Source organism: Vibrio sp. 10N.261.54.E10 (assembly GCF_002877735.2).
GTDB classification, from domain to species: domain Bacteria; phylum Pseudomonadota; class Gammaproteobacteria; order Enterobacterales; family Vibrionaceae; genus Vibrio; species Vibrio crassostreae_C.
In genome coordinates this window covers 1,432,232-1,453,688 of record NZ_MCXE02000002.1, presented here as the reverse complement: position 1 = coordinate 1,453,688, position 21,457 = coordinate 1,432,232, and the positions used below count along the sequence as shown (strand labels likewise).

Sequence of the window (21,457 nt, the reverse complement as noted above, 5' to 3'; positions counted from 1 at the left end):
AGGTATGATGAGTGGGAGGTAGTAACTACTTCGCCATGGTGCTCAAAAACTCGGCTTCGAACTCTTCATCGGCTTCTCGGGTTAGGCATTCCACCAGCCAGTCGATGCTTTGATGGTCTAGCTTACTGTTCACCACGAAGGCTTGCTTTACGCCAGACTGACCCAGCTTGGCAGAGCCGTAGTTCTTGAATGATTTATTGCCATGATAATGGAGTGATTTGATCGCCTCCGCGTTAGGTTCTGGCAAGGCATCGAGGGTATTAGCAAGCTGAATCACCAACTCCATTGGGTTCTTAGAGGAAGATATTCGATACAGAAAACCGCCCTCCACTCTTTGGCGAACCCAATAATCAAAGCCGCTGCAATCCATCACCTTGTCACTGACCAGTGCGGCTTCGCTGCGATAGCCACACGGTTCAACCATCACTGGGGTATGTTTGAATTCTGGTTGACCTGATGCGGCATCGGTATGAGGCAAGATTAGTTCGCATGGTTTGCTGTCTTTGGCGGTGGGTGCGTTCCAGTGGATAGGCATGAAGACTTGTTCACGGCGCATCTCTTTGGTCACCACTAAGCGCGCTTGGCACTCCCCTTGTGCGCTGCGCACTTTCACCACAGGGTTAATAGTCGCGTGGTTGAAAGCATCTAGCCCAAATTCATCCAAGTTCAGTTCTGAAACGGTATCTGGGTGGATGGCGACAAACGGTTCTGGGGTGTGTTCACCTAAGCCTGCCGCCAAACCTGTGCGGCTCATGGTGTGCCATTGGTCTCTGATTCGACCTGTGTTCATGATAAGCGGGAATTCAAGGCTGGTATCGGCAATCGGTTTGTCGTGCTCAACTGCAATAAACTGCGCTTTGCCTGATTCAGTAAAGAACTCGCCATTGGTGAACATGCGTTGCTCAATGATCTCTGGTTGATACTCTAACACTGGCCATTGCTGTGGAGTGAGTTCGCCATAGCCTTTCTCATCCAGTTGCGTGAGTCCAATTAAGCACAAGTCACGTGCTTTGCCTGATTCATTGCCGAGCGCTGTCATCTCGCAATACTCTTTGAAGATCTCACCTTCGTGGCGGAACTCAAATTGCTCTTTGAATCCCATTTTTTGTGCGACTTCTTTTAGAATCCACCAATCGGGTTTGGCTTCCCCTGGGCTTGGTAACACGCGGCGCTGGCGTGAAATTCGGCGTTCAGAGTTAGTCACGGTGCCCGACTTTTCGCTCCACCCTTGCGCGGGTAGCACTACATCGGCCAAGCGAGTGGTTTCAGTATCGGCAATGCAGTCCGACACCACCACAAATGGGCACTTCTCTAATGCAGTTTTGATTTTTTCGCTATCAGGCAGGCTCACAACTGGGTTGGTTGCCATGATCCACACGGCTTTGATTTTGCCTTCATTCATGGCATCAAACAGGTCAATCGCTTTTAAACCCGCATGTGTGGCTAAGCTATCGGTTTGCCAGAACTCGCTGACGGTTTGGTGTGATTGCGGATCACCAAATTCAAAGTGCGCCGCTAAGGTATTGGCTAAACCGCCCACTTCTCGGCCACCCATTGCGTTCGGCTGGCCCGTTACAGAGAATGGCCCCATGCCCGGCTTGCCAATTTTCCCGGTGGCTAAATGGCAGTTAATAATGGCGTTTACCTTATCGCACCCTTGTGTCGATTGGTTCACGCCTTGGGAGTAAATGGTCAGCACCTTCTCGTTCGATGCAAACAAACTGTAGAACTGTTTTAGCTGCTGCTCTGTTAACCCTGTAAGTTCAGGAACACTTTTGTCGCCCCAGCCTGATTCGGTATAACCTGACTCTGTATAACGGTAGTGAGTCGCAGATCGAATCGATTCAGTAAAGCCTTGGGTGTGGTTTTCTATGTAGTCTGCATCTAGCTTGTCGTTATCGTCGAGATAGCCCAATAAGCCGTTAAACAGCGCCACGTCTGAGCCAGATTCCAATGCCAAGTGAATATCTGCAATTTCACAAGTGTCGGTATAACGCGGGTCGATGACGATAACTTTCAATGCGGGGTTGGCTTGTTTCGCGGCTCTTAATCTTTGGAAAAGTACCGGGTGACACCATGCTAGGTTTGAGCCTGTAATCACGACTAGATCGGCTTGCTCGAGATCTTCGTAGCATACCGGTACGGTGTCTGCGCCAAATGCACGCTTATGCCCGACCACAGTTGAAGCCATACATAGCCTAGAGTTACTGTCGATGTTGCCACTACCAATGAAGCCTTTCATCAGTTTATTGGCAACGTAATAGTCTTCGGTAAGCAGCTGACCAGACACATAGAACGCAACCGAATCGGCCCCAAATTCTTCGATGGTTTGATTAAATTTGTCTGCGACCAACTGAGTGGCACTGTTCCAATCTAGCTCTTGTTTTTGCTCATTCTGAATATGAGCAGGCTGTGTAAGACGACCTAAAGGCGTGACGGTGTCGCCGAGCGCAATCCCTTTAGTGCATAGCTTTCCATAGTTTGATGGATGATCTTTATCACCACGCACTTCTAGTTTTCCTAACGATGTCGGTCTCGCTTCTATTCCACACCCTACACCACAATAAGCACAGGTCGATTTTATCCAGCCGCTGTTTGAATCGGTCATCCGTTTCTCACTCAATTATCCATAATTGTAATAACTAAAAATAAGCAAATAACACGCCACTTAATAGCAGCTGATGAATAGCAAATAATTTCACCTAAAAACAACAACTTAATAAAAACACAAATATCAGCAATGAACCAATTAGAACTTAACCAAGATAGAAACTTAATTTTTGCACCATCTTGCTGAAAGTTGCACCACAAACGCTCATTTATATAAATCTAACAAAAATTTTACATACCACTTTAGGGGTAATTGCGTGCCACCTCTATTTTTTAAACCACTGAAAATTATAAGTTAATTTTTATTTAAATGAACGAACCGTAATCTGGCATCCTCCTTGCTCCACTAAAAACCAAGACTTAGAAAAAACATTTTTGTTTTTCTTGATGATTATGAATTGAGTGGAATCTCAACCCGGTATTCATCTGCTAACGACTAGAAATTAGATGCTAGTGATGGTGACGCCGAGAATAAGGAATGGATTATGAGCAAGAAGAAAATCGTCGTTGTTGGTAACGGCATGGTTGGACACAAATTTATCGACAACATCCTGCAATCAGAGAGTGATGAGTTTGATGTGATTACTTTTAGTGAAGAGCCAAGGCTGGCCTACGACCGTGTTCAGCTAACGGCTTACTTTAATGGTAAAAGCGCTGATGACCTGTCATTGACCAGTGAAGAGTATTACCAAAGCAACGGCGTGAACTACTTGTTGAACCAGAAGGTTGCCAAGCTAGACACCGCCAATCAACAAGTCATCACTGAAAGTGGTCACGTTGAAAGTTACGACAAGCTAATCTTGGCGACGGGCTCTTTCCCTTTTGTTCCCCCTATTCCCGGTAACGACCAAGAACACTGTCACGTTTATCGCACCATCGAAGACTTAGACGCCATCGAGCTTTCAAGCAAAGGCAGCAAATCTGGCGTGGTGATTGGTGGTGGTCTGCTTGGCTTAGAAGCCGCAAACGCCGTCAAAAACCTTGGTTTGGAAACTCATGTGGTTGAATTCGCGCCTCGCCTAATGGCCGTACAATTAGATGACGGTGGCGGTGCGCTACTGCGCAGAAAGATTGAAGACCTTGGGGTGCAGGTTCACACCGAGAAAGCGACCTCTGAAATAGTCGACGGAGAAAACGCTCGCTACCGTATGAACTTCGCCGATGGCACCCATTTAGAAACCGATATGATCGTATTCTCTGCCGGTATTCGCCCTCAAGATGCTCTAGCTCGCAGCTCTGATGTCGAGATTGGCGAGCGTGGCGGTATTGTGATCAACAATCACTGTCAAACCAATATCGACAACGTTTACGCCATTGGAGAATGTGCCCTTTGGGATAACAAGATCTTCGGCTTAGTGGCGCCCGGTTATTCCATGGCGAAAGTCGCGGCTTCGCATATTGTCTCTGACGGTCCTGACGACGCTGCGTTCACTGGCGCCGACATGAGCACCAAGCTCAAACTGCTTGGCGTCGATGTTGCCAGTATTGGTGAAGTGCACGGCAAGACAGAAGGTGCTCAATCGTATACCTACAACGATGAAATAGAACAAGTTTATAAGCGCCTGATCATCTCGGCTGACGGCACAAAGATTGTTGGTGCTGTGTTAGTGGGTGATGCAGAAGCCTACGGTTCGCTACTGCAAATCAAGCAAAATGATATGCCCCTTCCTGAAAACCCATCGGTATTGATTTTACCTAACGTGGCCGATGATTCTGGCTCGGCAATGGGTGTTGAAGCTCTGCCTGATAGCGCTGTGATCTGTTCATGTTTTGATGTGACTAAAGGCGATATTAAAGACGCGGTTTCTGCTGGCTGCACCACGATGGCTGCACTGAAAGAAACCACTAATGCTTCAACAGGTTGTGGCGGTTGTTCTGCCCTTGCGAAACAGGTTCTCGATAGCGAACTAAGTAACTTAGGTGTGGAAGTCTCTAACGATATCTGTGAGCACTTTGCTTATTCTCGTCAAGAGCTTACCGACATCATCCGCGTCAACAAAATCAAGACCTTCGACGAGCTGTTAGATTCTCACGGCAACGGATTGGGTTGTACTGTATGTAAACCGGCTGTCGGTTCGATACTGGCTTCGTACTGGAACGATTACATCCTTGAAGATCAACATATCGAGCTGCAAGACACCAACGACATCTACCTTGGCAACATGCAAAAAGACGGCACTTACTCGGTGGTTCCGCGTATTGCTGGCGGTGAAATCACTCCAGATAAATTGATCGTGCTTGGCGAAGTTGCTAAAGAGTTCGACCTCTACACCAAAATCACGGGCGGTCAGCGTGTCGACTTGTTTGGCGCACAGCTTAACGAACTGCCTATCATCTGGAAAAAGCTGATTGATGCAGGTTTTGAAACGGGCCACGCCTACGGTAAATCGGTTCGTACCGTGAAATCTTGTGTCGGTAGCACTTGGTGTCGATACGGTGTCGACGATAGTGTTGGCTTAGCGATTCGACTTGAGAACCGCTACAAAGGCCTGCGTTCACCACACAAGATCAAGTTTGCGGTTTCAGGCTGTACTCGTGAATGTGCAGAAGCCCAATCGAAAGACATTGGTGTTATCGCCACCGACAAAGGTTGGAACCTCTACATCTGTGGTAACGGCGGTATGCGTCCTCGTCATGCAGACCTATTCGCCACTGATTTAGACGAAACCACACTCCTTAAATACATCGACCGCGTTTTGATGTTCTACACACGTACCGCAGACCGCTTACAGCGTACATCGGTATGGATGGAGAACCTCGAAGGCGGCATTGAATACCTCAAGCAAGTCGTGATTGAAGACAAGCTCAACGTAGCTGAAGAACTCGAAGCGGACATCGCACTCAACATCGAGAAGTACCAGTGTGAATGGAAAACCACCATTGAAAACCCTGAGAAGATGAAGCGCTTCCAGCACTACATCAACAGTGAAGAAATGGACACTAGCCTCTCTTTCATCAAAGAGCGAGAGCAGCGTTTTCCTAAGCCGAGCTTGAGTGATGCTTCGAATTCAAAACGCGATGAAAAGCTCGCTAAAGCAGACCAAATCGAAGTGACTGAGGTTTCATAAATTTCATCAGGTTCATCAATAAAAAAATAAAAACTCAATTTTAGACTAGGAGAAAATCATGGAAAATTGGACAACCGTATGCAGCACCAGCGATCTAACCCCAAACGGGGGAATTTGCGCCAAAGTAGACGATAACCAAGTGGCTATTTTTTACTGCAAGCGCAGCGACACGCTTTATGGGCTCTCTAATTACGACCCTATCGGCAAGGCGAATGTGATGTCACGTGGTATAATTGGTTCATTAAGTGGAGAACCTTACGTGGCCTCACCCTTATACAAGCAGCATTACCACTTAGAAACTGGCGAATGTCTTGAACAGCCTGAGCTCAAGCTCGTGAAATTTGAAGTTCGCAAGCAAGGAGAACAAGTTCAAGTTCTCGCACCACTTGCTATCGCCAGTTAACTAAACCGCCGACACCATCATGCAAACGCTTATTAGCGTGCGCAATTTCGGCACAGGGTTTATGCACATTAAAAGCGTTCTAAGTTCGGAAGTAACGCAGGTGCACAAACCGGGTAATTTTCCAGATTTAAAGGATTTAAACCATGGATAACACTAAATTTTCGCTGCTTTCATTTACGGGTAAGATGAAGGTCTTACACCTAAGCTGGATGGCCTTTTTCATTACCTTTGTTGTGTGGTTCAACTTTGCCCCATTACTGCAAATGGTAAAAACTACGCTTGGTCTTTCTACTGAAGAGATCAAAACCCTCCTGATCCTCAACGTTGCATTGACCATTCCGGCACGTGTCGCAATAGGCATGCTAACCGATAGATACGGCCCAAGGTTGGTTTACTCTTCGCTACTCGCGGTCTGTTCTATCCCTTGTTTCATGTTTGCTCTGGCAGACTCTTTCATTCAAGCAGCAATCGCTCGTTTCCTACTGGGCTTCATTGGTGCAGGTTTCGTTGTCGGTATTCGTCTTGTGTCTGAATGGTTCCCACACAACGAACTGGGTACTGCAGAAGGTATTTACGGCGGCTGGGGTAACTTCGGTTCAGCAGCAGCAGCGTTCACACTTCCAACTCTCGCTCTAGCGTTTGGTGGTGAAGACGGCTGGCGTTATGCGGTTGGTATTACTGGCGTAATGAGCTTAGCGTTCTCGTTTATCTTCTACAAAAACGTGTCAGATACACCAAAAGGTTCAACTTACTTCAAGCCTGCTCAAGTAACAGCGATGGAAGTGACATCAAAGGGTGACTTTTTCTTCCTACTTATTATGAAGATCCCTATGTATGCCGCTTTAGCGCTACTGACTTGGAAGCTATCACCAAGCAACATCAACATGTTATCTGACATGGCGGTTTACTCTGTGTATGCAGGTTTGGCTGCGCTTTACGTGTACGAAGTGTCGCAAGTTTGGAAAGTAAACAAGAACGTATTTAAAGAAGAAGTACCAGAGATTCACCAATACAAATTCAAGCAAGTGGCGGTACTTAACGTATTGTACTTCGCGACATTTGGTTCTGAACTGGCTGTGGTTTCTATGCTGCCACTGTTCTTCTCTGAAACCTTTGAATTAACACCGGTTCTTGCAGGTATGGTTGCATCGGCTTATGCCTTTATGAACCTAATGTCTCGCCCAGGTGGTGGTTGGATTTCAGATAAATTCGGTCGTAAACCAACACTGCTTATTCTAACGATTGGCCTTGCGGTGGGTTACTTCGCAATGGGTCAAGTCGACAGCACATGGCCTGTATGGCTAGCAGTTGTCGCGGCGATGGCGTGTTCTTTCTTCGTGCAAGCGGGTGAAGGTGCGGTATTCGCAACGGTTCCTCTAATCAAGCGTCGTATGACAGGTCAAATTGCTGGTATGACGGGTGCTTACGGCAACGTGGGTGCGGTAGTTTACCTAACTGTGTTGTCATTCGTGAGCTACCAAACCTTCTTCTTAGTGATTGCTGCAACAGCGGTACTTGGCTTTGTGACTCTGCTGTTCATGGAAGAGCCTAACGGTCAAATCGCCGAAGTAAACGACGACGGCAGTGTCACGCTGATTAATGTTTCAAGCTAGGGTCTGTACTAAGAAGCATTGATATTATTGAATCGGGAGAGGCACCTTAGCGGATACATCAATGCTAGGTGCTTCGTTCAAAGGCTCTAAGTTCACTAGGGCTTTTGTTCTTCCTAGGATGTTCTGTCAAGGAAGCGGGAAGAAGAGCAGTTAAGAAGAAGACAAGTTATGACAATTTCATTCAGCCAAGGGCAAGTCATCACGCCAGAATCCAACAACCAGTTAACGCTTAAGTTTGGTGGTTATTCGAATCAAGGCGTACGTGATGAAAACCAAGATGCCATCATTGTAAAACACCCTAAAACTCGCGCAGAGCAAGAGTTGAAAGGCAGTGTTGCCTGCATTGCAGACGGAGCAAGTTGTAGTGAACACGGCCAGAAAGCCAGTCACACCAGCGTGATGCAGTTTATCGACGACTATTACGCAACCCCCCAAAGCTGGAGCATTCAACGTTCGGCGCAAAAGGTCTTAACGTCCCTCAATTCTTGGCTCTTCAATACGTCTGTTTCTAATATCCATCCCGCACAACAAGTGAACCACAATGCCCTCGTTTCGACGTTCAGCAGCGTGATATTAAAATCGAACACCGCACATATCTTCCACGTTGGCGACAGTCGCATTTACTTACTCAGAGATGGAGAATTACGCCAACTGACCCGCGACCACACCCGTAAGAATATGGGGCAAAAGCATTATCTAACACGCGCCTTAGGCATGGACAACCAACTCAACGTTGACTATCAAACCCTACCTATAAAGAAAAACGACTGCTTTATCCTGACATCTGATGGCGTGCACGAGTTTGTCTCTCCCAACACCTTCAAGGAACACATCGACAAACCCGGAGCGGATTTCGAATACGCGGCACAAACCATCTGTAACACGGCTTTAAGCCACAATAGCTCGGACAACGTGAGCTGCTTGATTGTGCAAGTCAGCCATCTGCCTAAACCTTCGCTGATTGAGTTCCATGAGAAGCTGGCTAAACGTGCTATCCCACCCCCTTTAAAGCTCGGGCAAAGTATCGACAACTTCATGGTACTTGAGGTGTTGTATGCAGGGTCAAGAAGCCATGTGTATCGTGTAATACAGAAAGATACACAAACCGAGTTCGTGCTGAAAGTCCCTTCCGTTCAATATCACGATAGCCCTTCGCAACTTCGAGCTTTCTTTAATGAACAATGGGCGGGGATCTTGCTGAAAAATAAGAGAGTAATGAAGGTTTACCCGACGCCAGAGAACTCGCAATTCTTATATCAAATCTGCGAATGGGTAGAAGGCATCACCCTAAGACAATGGATGTACGACAATCCAAAACCGTCACTCAATGAAGTACGTGACATACTAGAAAAGATCACTCAAGGCATTCGAGTATTGCAACGTGCAGATATGGTGCACCGAGACTTAAAGCCCGAGAACATCATGATTCAACGTGATGGTGAGGTAAAAATCATCGACCTTGGTGCGGTATTAGTGAGAGGCCTTGAAGAGGGAGAGCTCACCGACAAAGACGACACACCATTAGGCGCGGTCAATTACATTGCACCCGAGACCATCAAGCACAACAGCGCGACCACCAGCTCTGATCTGTTCTCTATCGCTGTAATCGGCTATGAGATGCTAACCGGTGAATTACCCTACTCTGAAATGACCGCACAATCGCTTAAGCAATCTCGTCACCATCAATGGGAATACCAACCCATCACACAGAAACGAGCTGACTTACCAAGCTGGGTGGATTTGGTATTACAAAAAGCCTGCGCGGAATCACCAAGCGAACGTCATCAAGTGTTGGGGGATTTTGTAGCAGACCTTTACACACCAAACCAAAGCTTGGTGAAAAGCAAAGCCAAGCAACCTTTGATAAACCGAAACCCAATCCAGTTTTGGAAAGTGTTGGCTTTGTTGCTCGGCATTGTTGCCATTGTAGAAATGGGCTTATTACTCAGTGCTAGTTAAAACCAAGTTCGAGTTAATTACAGGTTCGAGTTAAAACCAAGTTCGAGCTAAACGCGAGGCTTCTAGCCAAGCGTAAAATTCGAGCTAGCCTCGTTTTACTAAGCTTCTTGGCACTAGCTCAATACCCGCTTGGTAACGTTTAGCAGACGCGTTCAAAGCCAAAGCAAAGGCGCTGTCTGCAATCACTTCGAATTGCTGTGGCAGTGAGTGGACTTTAAAAGGTAAGAAATCCAATAAACGATTATCACCAAAGGTTGCCAGCTTTACTTGGCTGATCAGTTCTGGCTTTTCAACCATCACATCCAACACACCTTCTAGTAAGGTATAAGACATAGTGACAATGGCATCGGGCACTGTGCCTTTGGCAATCCAACCCTCAAAAATCTCACGTCCTGATTCTCGGTCAAAGTGCTCGCCATAACCGACAACCATCGGCTTGTTGTCTGTTAGCCTTGTTTGTTGAGTATGTGCTTTATTCGCCGCTTCAAAACCCAACTGACGTTCACGTGAAATGTTCAGATCAGGCAGTGCACCAATCAAACCAACACTATGAATGCTGTCATCAAGAATCGAGTGCGTCAGTTCAAATGCAGCCTCGAAATCTTCACTGATCACACAGGCAAAGTGCTCATCATCTAAAGGACGATCTATCGCGATGACTGGCGTGCCTGAGTTTTGCAGTTTCAAGTAGAACTCATTGGCGTCTGGCATTGAGCTCGCCACCAGCAAGGCATCGATACGACGGCTAACAAGCGCTTCCGCAACTTTACGTTCGGTTTCGGCGTCATCATCTGAGCAACCAATCAAAATTTGATAACCCACTTTACGTGAGTTCTGCTCTATCAATTTTGCTAAACGCGCGTAACTGCTGTTTTCCAGATCGGGAATAATCAAACCAAATGAACGGCTATTACCAGCGCGCAGCGACGAAGCAGCATGGTCTGGTCGGTAGTTATACTCTTCCACCACTGCCATGACTTTCTGCTGTGTCTTTTCACTGATTCTGTATTTCTGCGCCTTGCCATTAATCACATAGCTGGCTGTGGTTTTCGACACACCGGCTAGTTTGGCAATCTCATCTAGTGTCATATGGGTGACCTGTATTTTGTGCGTAGGATCATATAACCAATCTTCTGATCCTTGGATTAGTTGAATTATATGCTGAATCGATTCAGTATAAAAGCTGAAAGGATTCAGCAAAATCTGAAAAGTGACTTCAATCATCTTTTTGAATGGATTGAGCGTCATTTGTCGTGATTCAGCTTCTTGTTGTTAACGAAACTGAAATTACGACACGCAGCAAAACTATTTTGAAAACCAAAATCGGCTTTGCTGAATTTTTTTACACTGAATGCTGAACCGATTCAGCCAAAGTAAAACAAATAGTTAAGCAACGAGTTAAGCTCCATAAACCTTGCTCTAGACTGAATCGTAGCGATACACAAATTCTCAAGCGATACGCTAAAGAGGCACCATGCTTAAATTATCAAAATCTGACATCACTCTAGGCCAAACTGCCGAAGACAAATTCAAAGCAATCCAAAACATTGCTGGCGACCTGACAGCTAAAGGTTTAGTTGACTCTGGTTACGTTGAAGGAATGCTGAACCGTGAAAACCAGAACTCTACGTTCCTAGGTAACGGCATCGCGATTCCTCACGGAACGACGGATACGCGTGGCCTAGTAAAAGAGACAGGCGTTGCGGTACACCACTTCCCTGAAGGTATTGATTGGGCAGACGGCAACCGTGTTTACGTAGCAATTGGTATTGCAGCGAAATCTGACGAGCATTTAGGCATTCTTAAGCAGCTAACGAAAGTGCTAGCGGCTGACGGCGTTGAAGAGAAATTAAAGCAAGCGAAATCAGAAGACGAAATCATCGCCCTACTTAACGGCGAAGTTCAGCTAGAAGCAGACCTAGACGCTTCTTTAGTTCAGCTACTATTCCCTGCGAGCGACATGGTTCAAATGTCTGCAGTTGCGGGCGGCCTACTTAAAAACACAGGTTGCACAGACAACGCATTCGTTGCTGACCTGGTAACGAAAACACCAACTCACCTAGGCCAAGGCCTGTGGTTGTTGGGCAGCGACAAAGGTGTAACTCGCACTGGCGTATCTTTCGTTTCAACAGCCAACCATTGTGAATACGAAGGTACACCAGTTAAAGCATTGGTCGCATTTGCTGCTTGTAACAGCGCGCACCAATCTATTCTGGCAAACCTAAGCAAGATGGTTTTCGAAGGTAAACAGCAACAACTGCTAGCCGCTGACGCAGCGCAAGTGATTGGCCTTCTGAAAGGTGAAGCGGTTTCTACAGCGTCTCAAGACGACGACAACTGCGCAGTATTCAAAATCAAAAACGCACACGGCCTACACGCTCGTCCGGGTGCAATGCTAGTTGCTGAAGCGAAGAAGTTTGAATCAACGATCCGCGTTTCAAACCTAGATGGCGACGGAAAAGAAGTGAACGCGAAGAGCTTGATGAAAGTCATCGCGCTTGGCGTTAAACACGGCCACCAGCTTCAGTTTGTTGCTGAAGGTGAAGATGCAGCACAAGCACTTGAATCGATTGGTAAAGCTATCGCTTCAGGCCTTGGCGAAGGTTAAGGAGTCGATATGTCTGATAAACAAATCAAAGCCGTTACCGTAACGCTTAACCCTGCTCTAGACCTGACAGGCGCTATCGACGCACTAAATGTAGGTTCAGTTAGCCTAGTAAACAAAGGCTCTCTGCATGCAGCGGGCAAAGGCGTAAACGTCGCAAAAGTTCTTTCAGAGCTTGGCGCGAAAGTGACCGTAACAGGTTTCCTTGGTCGCAATAACGAAGAAGCGTTCTGCCAACTGTTTGAAGAGATGGGCGCAACTGACCGCTTCATCCGTGTTGATGGCGCAACTCGCATTAACGTGAAATTGGTAGAGAATTCAGGCCAAGTAAGCGACATCAACTTCCCAGGTGTTCCTGTTGATGCTGACGCGATTAAAGCGTTCGAAGAAACCCTATTAGAACTTGCTGAAACGCACGATTATTTCGTCATTGCAGGCAGCTTGCCACAAGGTATCTCTCCTGAGCTTTGCGCTTCTTGGGTTCAACGCTTACACGATTTAGGTAAGAAGGTGCTATTTGATAGCAGCCGTGACGCACTTAAAGCCGGTATCAATGCACAACCATGGTTAATCAAACCAAACGATGAAGAGCTGTCTCAGCTGTTCAATGCAGAGCTGACAACTCGTGACCAATGCCAACACGCGGGCCAAGCCCTAAGTGAAAAAGGCATCGAGAATATCGTGGTATCACTTGGCGCTGAAGGCGTGATGTGGCTTAACCAAGGTGAATGGTTACATGCTCAACCACCGCGCATGCAAGTAGTAAGCACGGTAGGCGCAGGTGACACATTGGTTGCTGGTCTATGTTGGGGTCAAATGCAACAGATGCCAAAACCAGAACTTATTAAATTCGCAACCGCCCTATCTGCTCTAGCAGTTTCACAGGTAGGCGTGGGCATCACCAGCCAACAAGAGCTGGATTCAGTACTACAAAATATCCAATTACAGGCGCTTAGTGCTCCAACTAGCCAGTTAGACACAAGCAAATAGGACAAAAGGTTTATTATGAATATTACCATTATCACAGCTTGCCCAAGTGGCGTAGCAAACAGCATCATCGCCGCGGGCTTGTTAGAGCAAGCGACAAAAGCACTAGGTTGGAACGCTGCTATTGAATGTCAATCAAGCGTGTTACCTGATTCAACTGTATCGCAAGACGCTATCGACAGCAGCGACGTTGTAGTTATCGCAGCTAACAAAAATGTTGATAAAGCACGTTTTGTTGGTAAGAAAGTGTACCAAGCGGCTATCTCTGAATGCACTGCAGATGCAAAAGCGTTTCTAGAGAAAGCGGTAGCAGAAGCAACAGTATTAGACGCTTCTCAAGCTGAAAGCACTGTTGAAGTGACCGGTACCTCTCCAAACTCTTCTACAACAGCAAGCACAGGCAGCAAGAAGATCGTAGCGATTACGGCTTGCCCAACGGGTGTTGCACATACCTTTATGGCAGCTGAAGCGCTTGAAGCAGAAGGCAAACGCCTAGGTCACCAAATCAAAGTGGAAACTCGCGGCTCTGTAGGTGCGAAAAACCAACTGACAGACCAAGAAATCGCAGACGCTGATCTAGTTATCATCGCAGCAGACATCGACGTTCCTCTGGATCGTTTTAACGGCAAAGCGCTGTACAAAACTACAACAAGCCCTGCTTTGAAGAAAACAAAGCAAGAGATGGAAAAAGCATTCGCAGAAGCTAAACCATACCAACACACAGCGTCTTCAAATTCAGCGCCTGCTGACGAGAAGAAAGGCGTGTACAAGCACCTGATGACAGGTGTATCTCACATGCTTCCTGTGGTTGTTGCGGGTGGTTTGATCATCGCACTCTCTTTCGTATTCGGTATCGAAGCGTTTAAAGAAGAAGGCACACTGGCAGCAGCACTGATGACTATCGGTGGTGGTTCTGCATTCGCACTGATGATTCCTGTTCTTGCTGGTTTCATTGCATTCTCGATTGCCGACCGTCCGGGTCTGGCTCCAGGTCTAATTGGCGGTATGCTGGCTAGCTCAACGGGCGCAGGTTTCCTAGGTGGTATCGCGGCAGGTTTCATTGCAGGTTACGCAGCGAAATTCATTGCCGACAAGGTTCAACTTCCACAGTCCATGGAAGCCCTCAAGCCTATCCTGATCATTCCGTTTATCGCGAGTTTGTTCACTGGTCTTGTGATGGTTTACATCGTAGGTGGTCCTGTTTCTGGCGTGATGAGCGCGATGACAACTTTCCTAAACAACATGGGTACGTCTAATGCGATTCTTCTAGGTGTGATTCTAGGCGCAATGATGTGTTTCGACCTTGGTGGTCCGGTAAACAAAGCCGCTTACACATTCGGTGTTGGTCTACTGGCTTCGCAAACTTACGCACCAATGGCGGCTATCATGGCAGCAGGTATGGTTCCAGCTCTAGGTATGGGCCTTGCGACTTTCCTAGTGAAAGACAAGTTTGAAGCAGGCGAGCGTGAAGCAGGTAAAGCATCATTCGTTCTTGGCCTATGTTTCATCTCTGAAGGTGCAATCCCATTCGCAGCGAAAGATCCAATGCGTGTTATCCCAGCTTGTATGGCAGGTGGTGCACTAACAGGTGCTCTATCAATGATGTTTGGTGCACAGCTAATGGCTCCACACGGCGGTCTATTCGTACTACTGATTCCTGGCGCTATCTCTCCAGTACTTATGTACCTAGTAGCGATTGCAGCAGGTACGCTAGTAACAGGCTTTGGCTACGCAGCACTTAAAAAGATGAGCGGCTCTAAAGTAACGGCAGAGGCTTAATCCCCCTACTCTGGTTAACGGTTCAGCCCGATAACCAGAGGCTCTTGATAACCGGTTTCTTGGTAAAACGGCTCCTTAAAACAAAGGCTCCTCATTTGAGGAGCCTTTTTATTGTTCATGTATTTTCCGGTCGGAATGAGTTAAGTGCAATATTGGTATATTTGATTAGCTAGTAAGCGTTTCTTCAAAGACACCCAATTCACGACCAAGCCAGATCGCTCGTACTGTGTGATCCAAAGTTTCTTCACCGCCAGTTACAGGGTGAATAAGCACCGACATATCACCGCGTTCTTGCTCAAGCCATTCAACAATGCCCGACTCTTTGTTCGCAAAGTGAATCTCAAACATTGGCATCTTATGTGGACCAACCAAACGCTGTATTAATGGGAAAGTTTCTAACACATCTTTGCGCTCTGAGAGGATTTTCTGACGCAGTGTTTCTGCTTGCTCTGCAAATCGCAGAGGGAAATAGATATGACCGTGGTACATGGCACCATCCTTTAGAATTATGATGTCGCAAGTTTATACCTAAACCGCCTTTAATAGCCAAACCTAAATAGGTGAGCTTGCTTTCGGAAGGATCAATTTGAAATGGGAAAACTAGAGTTTGTTACTCGAACGAATCGAAAACAAACTCTAGTGATATTGACTATTTCTTTAAATCACTACGGGCGTAGTTTTAAAACACGGTCGATGTCTTCTGCGGAATGGCGTTCTGGTACTTGCTCCCACTCTTCGCCAAATGAACGGTTAACAACTCGCCCTCGTTGGAAACCTTCGCGCGCTTCAAGTTGCTTCGCCCAACGAACGACATTAGTGTAAGACTCAACTTGTAGAAACTCGGCCGCATCGTAAATTTTGCCTAGCACAAGGTTGCCATACCAAGGCCAAATCGCGATATCAGCGATGCTTAACTCGTCACCCGCCACAAATGTGTTATTTGCGAGCTGTTTGTCTAACACATCTAGTTGACGCTTAGCTTCCATTGCGAAGCGGTTAATTGGGTACTCTTGCTTTTCATCCGCGTAAGCGTAGAAGTGGCCGAAACCACCGCCTAGGAATGGTGCCGAGCCTTGTGCCCAGAACAACCAGTTAATGGTTTGCGTTCTTGCTGCCCCTTCTTTTGGTAAGAAGTGACCAAATTTTTCTGCTAGATGCATCAAGATAGATGCCGATTCGAATACATTCACGTCTTCGTCACCAGACTTGTCGACAAGTGCTGGTATTTTGGAGTTTGGATTCACGCCAACAAAGCCAGAAGAGAACTGATCAGCCTCACCGATGTTGATCAAGTACGCATCATATTCAGCTTCTTTAACACCCGCCGCTAACAACTCTTCCAGCAAGATAGTGACTTTTTGACCGTTAGGTGTGCCAAGAGAATACAATTGAAAAGCATGGTCACCAACAGGAAGCTCTTTATCAAAGCGAGCTCCAGATTCAGGACTATTGATGTTTGCCCACTTGTTACCACCAGCAGTATCGTTAACCCAAACTTTTGGCGGAGTGTATTGTTCTGACATGATATTTCCTTATTAATATAGGGTCTCACAAACTGATATTAGGTCACATGCCTGCGGTTAAAACCCCTGAATACGATTTATTTTCAAACTGTTAAGCATGGCTTATTCCAGAAAGACATAACCCGCTTAAGCGTTAGTGTGTAGAAGGTAAGTCTGTATTCAAACTTCAATCTAATATCGATAAGTCCACTGCATCATTTAGCAATGATTTTACGAACGACATACCGACAGCTTCAAGAAAGCTGTGATAAAATCGGGGTATTACAATTGATAAGGATTTGGCAATGTCTTCTGATTTCACAGGTTCGAGTGCAGCGTATGCTCGCCAAGAGAAAGGCTACCGCGAAAAAGCACTAAAACTGTACCCTTGGGTTTGTGGTAAATGTGCGCGCGAATTTGTTTACTCAAACCTCCGAGAGCTTACCGTTCACCACGTGGATCACGACCATACAAACAACCCTGAAGATGGCAGCAACTGGGAGCTACTGTGCCTGTACTGTCACGATCATGAGCATTCAAAATACACTGACCATGAGCGTTATGGTGTGGATGCAAAAGCGAGTTTAGATGATCATCAGTCAGCGACACACAACCCGTTCGCCGATCTCGCTAAGATGATGAAGAAATAACACACCTTCAGAGTAGTCTTTGGTAGATGGTAACTACTAGATAATAGATACATAACAAGTAACCCCAGTATGTCACCATACTGGGGTTTCTTTTATCTGCCGTCATAACCAAATAATAGAGTTCAGGTAGGCAGGATCAAAAAAGCCTTCCGAAGAAGGCTTTTTAAGAATCAAATCGAATTATGCAGCCGCTTGCTTGCGAGACTCTTCTACCTTCTTAGCGCGTTGTTTTAGCGTCAATTTATCGCGGTATGCAAACCAAACGTAAGACACAACCACTAAGAAGAACAGGTATGACAATGAGAAAATGAACGGCGATTGAATGATATCGTTCGAGATACCCCAAGAAACACCGATAACAGTCACTGCAATTTTCGCAAAAAAGCCACACATCAATAGCACTAATGCCAACTGTGGGAAACGCGTACTGCGGAATGCAAGCCAGTAGCAACTACCAACTGCTAGAGCCGCAACATAGAAGCCGAATAGGAAAGAGTGAATATGGTCAGCTGCCGCTACACCACCAGAAATTGACATCAATAAAATTAAAAACAGTTTCATAATACTCGCCTCACCATAAGTTGGAAACGCATCCTTTCAAATTTGGAATCTCAGTTTGCATACTATTTTCCCACTTTTTACGGACAACACAACCCCTCCAATCGAACAAAATGTAAGCAAAAGTACTAACAAAAATCACCCTTAACAATTGCTTAACATTCTGTTTTTAATAAAACTCCGTTACTCCTTGTCTCATATGAGCAAAGCGCTGTTACGATTTATTTTGTTACACAAATTTAACCTTGGAAATTAATTAAAATTATTTGTAACTCTGTGATATCCGCACGCAATACGCGTCTATTCAAAAACCATCACCTCAAAATCCCTGAAATAATAAGAAGACAGAGCGAAAAAGAACAAAATAGAGAGGTGTTAAAAACATTTCAAAAACCAATGAAAAACAACTTATTAACAAATTGAATTTAATTTACCAAAAATGGAAAAAGAGATTCCAATCACATTTTAATTGGTTATAATCCGCGCTCTTTTGCGCTATCTGTTGATAAACGCAAACTAATTTTGAAGAAACAATCACAATAACCCGTCTTTAGTTAAGTGGCTCTCCACTAACCGATGACAAAACTGAGAATAAAAATGAGCAAGATTGATAAAGCAACACGTATCCTGCTAGCAGGCTTCTGTATCAACCTTTGTCTTGGCATCCTGTATGCTTGGAGTGTATTTAACAAAGCGCTAGTAACTGAAGCTGGTTGGAGTGCTGCTGAAGCATCTTCACCTTACGCTATTGCAACTATCACATTCTCTGTTTGTCTTCTTGTTGCGGGCATCCTACAAGACCGTATGGGTCCACGTAAGATCCTTATCCTAGGTACAGCGCTTACAGGCCTAGGTATGATTGCTTCTGGTTTCGCTACAACGCCTATGATGCTGAACATCACGTTCGGTATTATAACAGGTGCAGGTATCGGCTTCGGTTACGCATGTCTGTCTCCATCAGCAATGAAGTGGTTCCACTCTTCTAAGAAAGGTATGGTTAACGGTCTTATCGCAGCAGGCTTCGGTCTTGCGGCTATTTACCTAGCACCAGTAACTTCTGCGCTAATCGACAGCATGGGTATCCAAACTAGCTTTATGATTCTTGGTGTTGGTGTACTTGCAATCGCAGTACCTCTAGCAGCAACAATCAACAACCCACCAGCGGATTACACGCCAGCTGAGCCTAAAGTAAAAGCAGGCCAAGCTCCTAAAGCGGTTAAGAAGACTGAAGACCTAACTTGGAAAGTAATGCTGAAGACTCCTCAGTTCTACTCTCTATGGATCATGTACGCATTCGCTGCATCTGTTGGTCTAATGATCATCGGTAACATCACTACAATTGCTAGCGTTCAAGCTAACCTGCCAAACGCAGTTTACCTAGCGTCTATCCTTGCAGTATTCAACTCAGGCGGCCGTGTTGCTGCGGGTATGCTTGCAGATAAAATCGGTGGCGTACGTACTCTACTTCTAGCGTTCATCCTTCAAGGCGCGAACATGGCTCTATTCGCTACGTTCAACTCTGAATTCACGCTAATCATTGGTACGGCTATCGCAGCGGTTGGTTACGGTACGCTTCTAGCAGTATTCCCAACACTAACTGCTGAGTTCTACGGCCTGAAAAACTACGGTACTAACTACGGCGTGCTTTACACGGCATGGGGTATCGGCGGCGCTATCGGTGCAGCAGTTGTTGGCTTCTCAATGTCAAACGGCGAAGGTTACGGCCTAGCTTACACAATCTCTGCAGTTATGATGGCAGTGTGTATTGTTCTAGCAATCATCACTAAACCAATCTCTGAAGCTAAAGTTGCTGAACTAAAAGCATCACAAGCTTAATCAACAGAAAAGATTGAATTTGTTACTGAAGAGCTTAACCTTAGGGTTAGGCTCTTTTTGTATCAAGCGACTTCTCCATTGACGACCGAAACCACTCTTCAGCTCTCCCCCACTTATTATCTCGACAACTTCAATCGACTGGTTGAACACGCTCAAACGCTCTACCCCGATCTTCTGAGTGATGATGAATGTCGTTGGTTGTCCGCATACAAACGTCTTTCTGTTTCAAGCCAATGCCTAATGGTTCGTTTGCTTTCTCGTAAAGGCCGTTGGTTTCGCAGCGATAAACTCAACTATGTTGAGATCCCAGATCTAAAGACCGTACTGCAAGAGCTAAACAGCTCAGGCTTCATTGGGTTGAGTCATCCCGAAGAACAGCATGACCTCGCCATTAGTGAGGTCGAGCTCGGGTTTCACTTGCTCACCAAACCAGAGCTGTTGAGTGTATTCCCCGCCCTTAAGAGCCATAGAAATGCCAAGAAAGACGAGCTGTTGTTACGGCTTGATCAGCAACCTTTTGATCAATTTCAAAACCTCTCTTTCGACTGTATTTACGTCATCGAATCTCAAGTGATTGATGTATTACTGTTGCTGTTCTTTGCCAACACCTATCAAGACTTAAGTCAGTTCGTGTTAAGCGACCTTGGGCTAAACACCTTTGAGAACTACCCATTAAGCAAGCAACACCGCTTCTTCACCTCTAGGGATCAGCTCAATCAATTAATCCAGATGCGCGATATTCAACGCTTGTATTCAGAAGGTGACCGCAAAGATGGCGAGTTTCTGGAACTGCTTTTAAATGCGATTCCTGAAGAATCAGAACACAGAAGTATTGCCAGAAAACGATCGCGTTTGATCAATGATATTGCTCGCGATCTTGAAAGGCTTAATCTAAACGACCAAGCTATCTTTTGGTTCAGACAATCTACACTTCCTCCGAGCAGAGAACGACTTGCACGCATCTATGATAAGCAAGGTACGCTAGACTTAATGTGTGACATTGTCACGCAAATGAAAGCTACTCCATCGGATGTGTCAGAGTTGGAAATCGCTATTAAGCTTGAAGACCGGCTGCTACGGAAACAGGGGCACAAAGTTTCACGAACCATAAAGCCGAGCTGCAAAGAGTTAAAACTGGAATTAGACCTCAGCCAAACTCGAGTCGAGCTTGCGGTAAAGCAGCATTTTGAGAACCAAGGTTGGGACGTCTACTTTTCAGAAAACAGTTTTCTGTGTGGCTTGTTTGGTTTGGCTTTCTGGGATGTCATTTTCGCAGACGTTGAAGGCGCCTTTATCAATCGTTACCAACATCGACCATTGGATCTGTACCATTCAGATTTCGTAGACAAGCGAGCCGAACAGATTGAAGCCGTGTTTCAGACGATATCCAAACATGGGCTGAACCATTTGCTCAATACTTACGATGAAAAGCAAGGTATCGCGAACCCCTTTGTTCATTGGAATTATTTTCCTAAAGCACTCATCGAACACGGCATGGCTTCAATTCCAAATGCCTTGGTTGTAGACCTCTTCAAAGTGATATTGAGTGACTTAAAGCTATTTAGAACTGGGATGCCGGATTTGATTGCGTTCAAGGGCGATGAGTTTCATTGGATTGAAGTCAAAGGCCCTGGCGATAAACTGCAAGACAACCAGTGGCGCTGGATCAAAGAGTTTGAGCGATTGTCTGTCCCCTTCTCTGTTTGTTACGTCAATCAATGAGTCTTAGCTCTTAACTCTTAACTCTTAACTCTTAACTCTTAACTGCTAGCTTTTAGCTCTTGGGACTTAAATCTAGCTAAGTCTAAACACCAATTTCTGAGCACTAGCGAGTGACGCGCATCGACAAGTCACTCGTCCCATCAAGATCTTGTCTACAAAATTGTT

15 protein-coding genes are annotated in these 21,457 nt (G+C 45.9%); 10 read left to right on the top strand and 5 right to left on the bottom strand.

From position 1 onward, the window contains the following. Window positions 1-25 precede the first annotated feature (25 nt). A complete protein-coding gene (locus tag BCU07_RS17730) occupies window positions 26-2,623 on the bottom strand; it encodes a molybdopterin oxidoreductase family protein (RefSeq protein WP_102428322.1) in 2,598 nt (865 codons plus the stop codon). A gap of 472 nt (window positions 2,624-3,095) precedes the next feature. Between BCU07_RS17730 and nirB the strand changes: the two genes are divergently transcribed. From nirB to BCU07_RS17710, 4 genes are all read left to right on the top strand, one after another. Next, window positions 3,096-5,678 carry a nitrite reductase large subunit NirB gene (gene nirB, locus BCU07_RS17725; RefSeq protein WP_102428324.1) on the top strand — a complete coding sequence of 861 codons (2,583 nt, stop codon included), beginning with the start codon at window positions 3,096-3,098 and terminating at the stop codon, window positions 5,676-5,678. Window positions 5,679-5,736: 58 nt separating this feature from the next. Then, window positions 5,737-6,081: a nitrite reductase small subunit NirD gene (gene nirD / locus BCU07_RS17720; RefSeq protein WP_012600889.1), complete on the top strand. Its 345-nt coding sequence runs from the start codon at window positions 5,737-5,739 to the stop codon at window positions 6,079-6,081. A gap of 143 nt (window positions 6,082-6,224) precedes the next feature. After that, window positions 6,225-7,694 (top strand): NarK family nitrate/nitrite MFS transporter, encoded by a 1,470-nt coding sequence (locus tag BCU07_RS17715; RefSeq protein ID WP_017060867.1) that lies wholly within the window; start codon window positions 6,225-6,227, stop codon window positions 7,692-7,694. 168 nt (window positions 7,695-7,862) lie between these two features. Continuing rightward, window positions 7,863-9,653 (top strand): bifunctional protein-serine/threonine kinase/phosphatase, encoded by a 1,791-nt coding sequence (locus tag BCU07_RS17710; protein ID WP_102428325.1) that lies wholly within the window; start codon window positions 7,863-7,865, stop codon window positions 9,651-9,653. Window positions 9,654-9,737: 84 nt separating this feature from the next. On the opposite strand, the gene cra is transcribed toward BCU07_RS17710, so the two are convergent. After that, on the bottom strand, window positions 9,738-10,742 hold the full coding sequence (gene cra / locus BCU07_RS17705) for a catabolite repressor/activator (protein ID WP_102428344.1): 1,005 nt from the start codon (window positions 10,740-10,742) through the stop codon (window positions 9,738-9,740). Between the two features lie 385 nt (window positions 10,743-11,127). Here cra and fruB point away from each other — a divergent pair, with 385 nt between their 5' ends. The 3 genes from fruB to fruA are packed head-to-tail and all read left to right on the top strand — an operon-like array spanning window position 11,128 to window position 15,024. Continuing rightward, window positions 11,128-12,261 (top strand): fused PTS fructose transporter subunit IIA/HPr protein, encoded by a 1,134-nt coding sequence (gene fruB / locus BCU07_RS17700; protein ID WP_017067036.1) that lies wholly within the window; start codon window positions 11,128-11,130, stop codon window positions 12,259-12,261. Between the two features lie 9 nt (window positions 12,262-12,270). Continuing rightward, window positions 12,271-13,248 carry a 1-phosphofructokinase gene (pfkB, locus tag BCU07_RS17695; protein WP_017060871.1) on the top strand — a complete coding sequence of 326 codons (978 nt, stop codon included), beginning with the start codon at window positions 12,271-12,273 and terminating at the stop codon, window positions 13,246-13,248. 15 nt (window positions 13,249-13,263) lie between these two features. Beyond that, a complete protein-coding gene (gene fruA, locus BCU07_RS17690) occupies window positions 13,264-15,024 on the top strand; it encodes a PTS fructose transporter subunit IIBC (protein ID WP_102428326.1) in 1,761 nt (586 codons plus the stop codon). Window positions 15,025-15,189: 165 nt separating this feature from the next. Here the strand turns inward: fruA and BCU07_RS17685 are convergent, their stop codons facing one another. Together BCU07_RS17685 and yghU are read right to left on the bottom strand one after the other, a co-directional pair. Continuing rightward, complete coding sequence (locus BCU07_RS17685) at window positions 15,190-15,513, bottom strand: DOPA 4,5-dioxygenase family protein (protein ID WP_017079771.1); 324 nt, start codon at window positions 15,511-15,513, stop codon at window positions 15,190-15,192. A 176-nt stretch (window positions 15,514-15,689) separates the two neighbouring features. Then, on the bottom strand, window positions 15,690-16,547 hold the full coding sequence (gene yghU / locus BCU07_RS17680; protein ID WP_102428327.1) for a glutathione-dependent disulfide-bond oxidoreductase: 858 nt from the start codon (window positions 16,545-16,547) through the stop codon (window positions 15,690-15,692). A 284-nt stretch (window positions 16,548-16,831) separates the two neighbouring features. On the opposite strand from yghU, the gene BCU07_RS17675 reads away from it, so the two are divergent. Beyond that, window positions 16,832-17,176 (top strand): YajD family HNH nuclease, encoded by a 345-nt coding sequence (locus BCU07_RS17675; RefSeq protein WP_017060876.1) that lies wholly within the window; start codon window positions 16,832-16,834, stop codon window positions 17,174-17,176. Window positions 17,177-17,356: 180 nt separating this feature from the next. On the opposite strand, the gene BCU07_RS17670 is transcribed toward BCU07_RS17675, so the two are convergent. Continuing rightward, complete coding sequence (locus tag BCU07_RS17670) at window positions 17,357-17,737, bottom strand: hypothetical protein (protein WP_017064770.1); 381 nt, start codon at window positions 17,735-17,737, stop codon at window positions 17,357-17,359. Between the two features lie 594 nt (window positions 17,738-18,331). Between BCU07_RS17670 and BCU07_RS17665 the strand changes: the two genes are divergently transcribed. Together BCU07_RS17665 and BCU07_RS17660 are read left to right on the top strand one after the other, a co-directional pair. Beyond that, window positions 18,332-19,570 (top strand): OFA family MFS transporter, encoded by a 1,239-nt coding sequence (locus BCU07_RS17665; RefSeq protein WP_017067032.1) that lies wholly within the window; start codon window positions 18,332-18,334, stop codon window positions 19,568-19,570. Between the two features lie 57 nt (window positions 19,571-19,627). Next, entirely contained in the window at window positions 19,628-21,292 is a 1,665-nt protein-coding gene (locus tag BCU07_RS17660) for a VRR-NUC domain-containing protein (RefSeq protein ID WP_102428328.1), read from the top strand. Window positions 21,293-21,457 lie beyond the last annotated feature (165 nt).

Coding starts and splice junctions, on each gene's coding strand:
- BCU07_RS17675 (WP_017060876.1), top strand. CDS start 16,832: ATGTCTTCTGATTTCACAGGTTCGAGTGCAGCGTATGCTCGCCAAGAG.
- fruA (WP_102428326.1), top strand. CDS start 13,264: ATGAATATTACCATTATCACAGCTTGCCCAAGTGGCGTAGCAAACAGC.
- BCU07_RS17685 (WP_017079771.1), bottom strand. CDS start 15,513: ATGTACCACGGTCATATCTATTTCCCTCTGCGATTTGCAGAGCAAGCA.
- fruB (WP_017067036.1), top strand. CDS start 11,128: ATGCTTAAATTATCAAAATCTGACATCACTCTAGGCCAAACTGCCGAA.
- pfkB (WP_017060871.1), top strand. CDS start 12,271: ATGTCTGATAAACAAATCAAAGCCGTTACCGTAACGCTTAACCCTGCT.
- BCU07_RS17715 (WP_017060867.1), top strand. CDS start 6,225: ATGGATAACACTAAATTTTCGCTGCTTTCATTTACGGGTAAGATGAAG.
- nirB (WP_102428324.1), top strand. CDS start 3,096: ATGAGCAAGAAGAAAATCGTCGTTGTTGGTAACGGCATGGTTGGACAC.
- nirD (WP_012600889.1), top strand. CDS start 5,737: ATGGAAAATTGGACAACCGTATGCAGCACCAGCGATCTAACCCCAAAC.
- yghU (WP_102428327.1), bottom strand. CDS start 16,547: ATGTCAGAACAATACACTCCGCCAAAAGTTTGGGTTAACGATACTGCT.
- BCU07_RS17710 (WP_102428325.1), top strand. CDS start 7,863: ATGACAATTTCATTCAGCCAAGGGCAAGTCATCACGCCAGAATCCAAC.
- BCU07_RS17665 (WP_017067032.1), top strand. CDS start 18,332: ATGAGCAAGATTGATAAAGCAACACGTATCCTGCTAGCAGGCTTCTGT.
- cra (WP_102428344.1), bottom strand. CDS start 10,742: ATGACACTAGATGAGATTGCCAAACTAGCCGGTGTGTCGAAAACCACA.
- BCU07_RS17670 (WP_017064770.1), bottom strand. CDS start 17,737: ATGAAACTGTTTTTAATTTTATTGATGTCAATTTCTGGTGGTGTAGCG.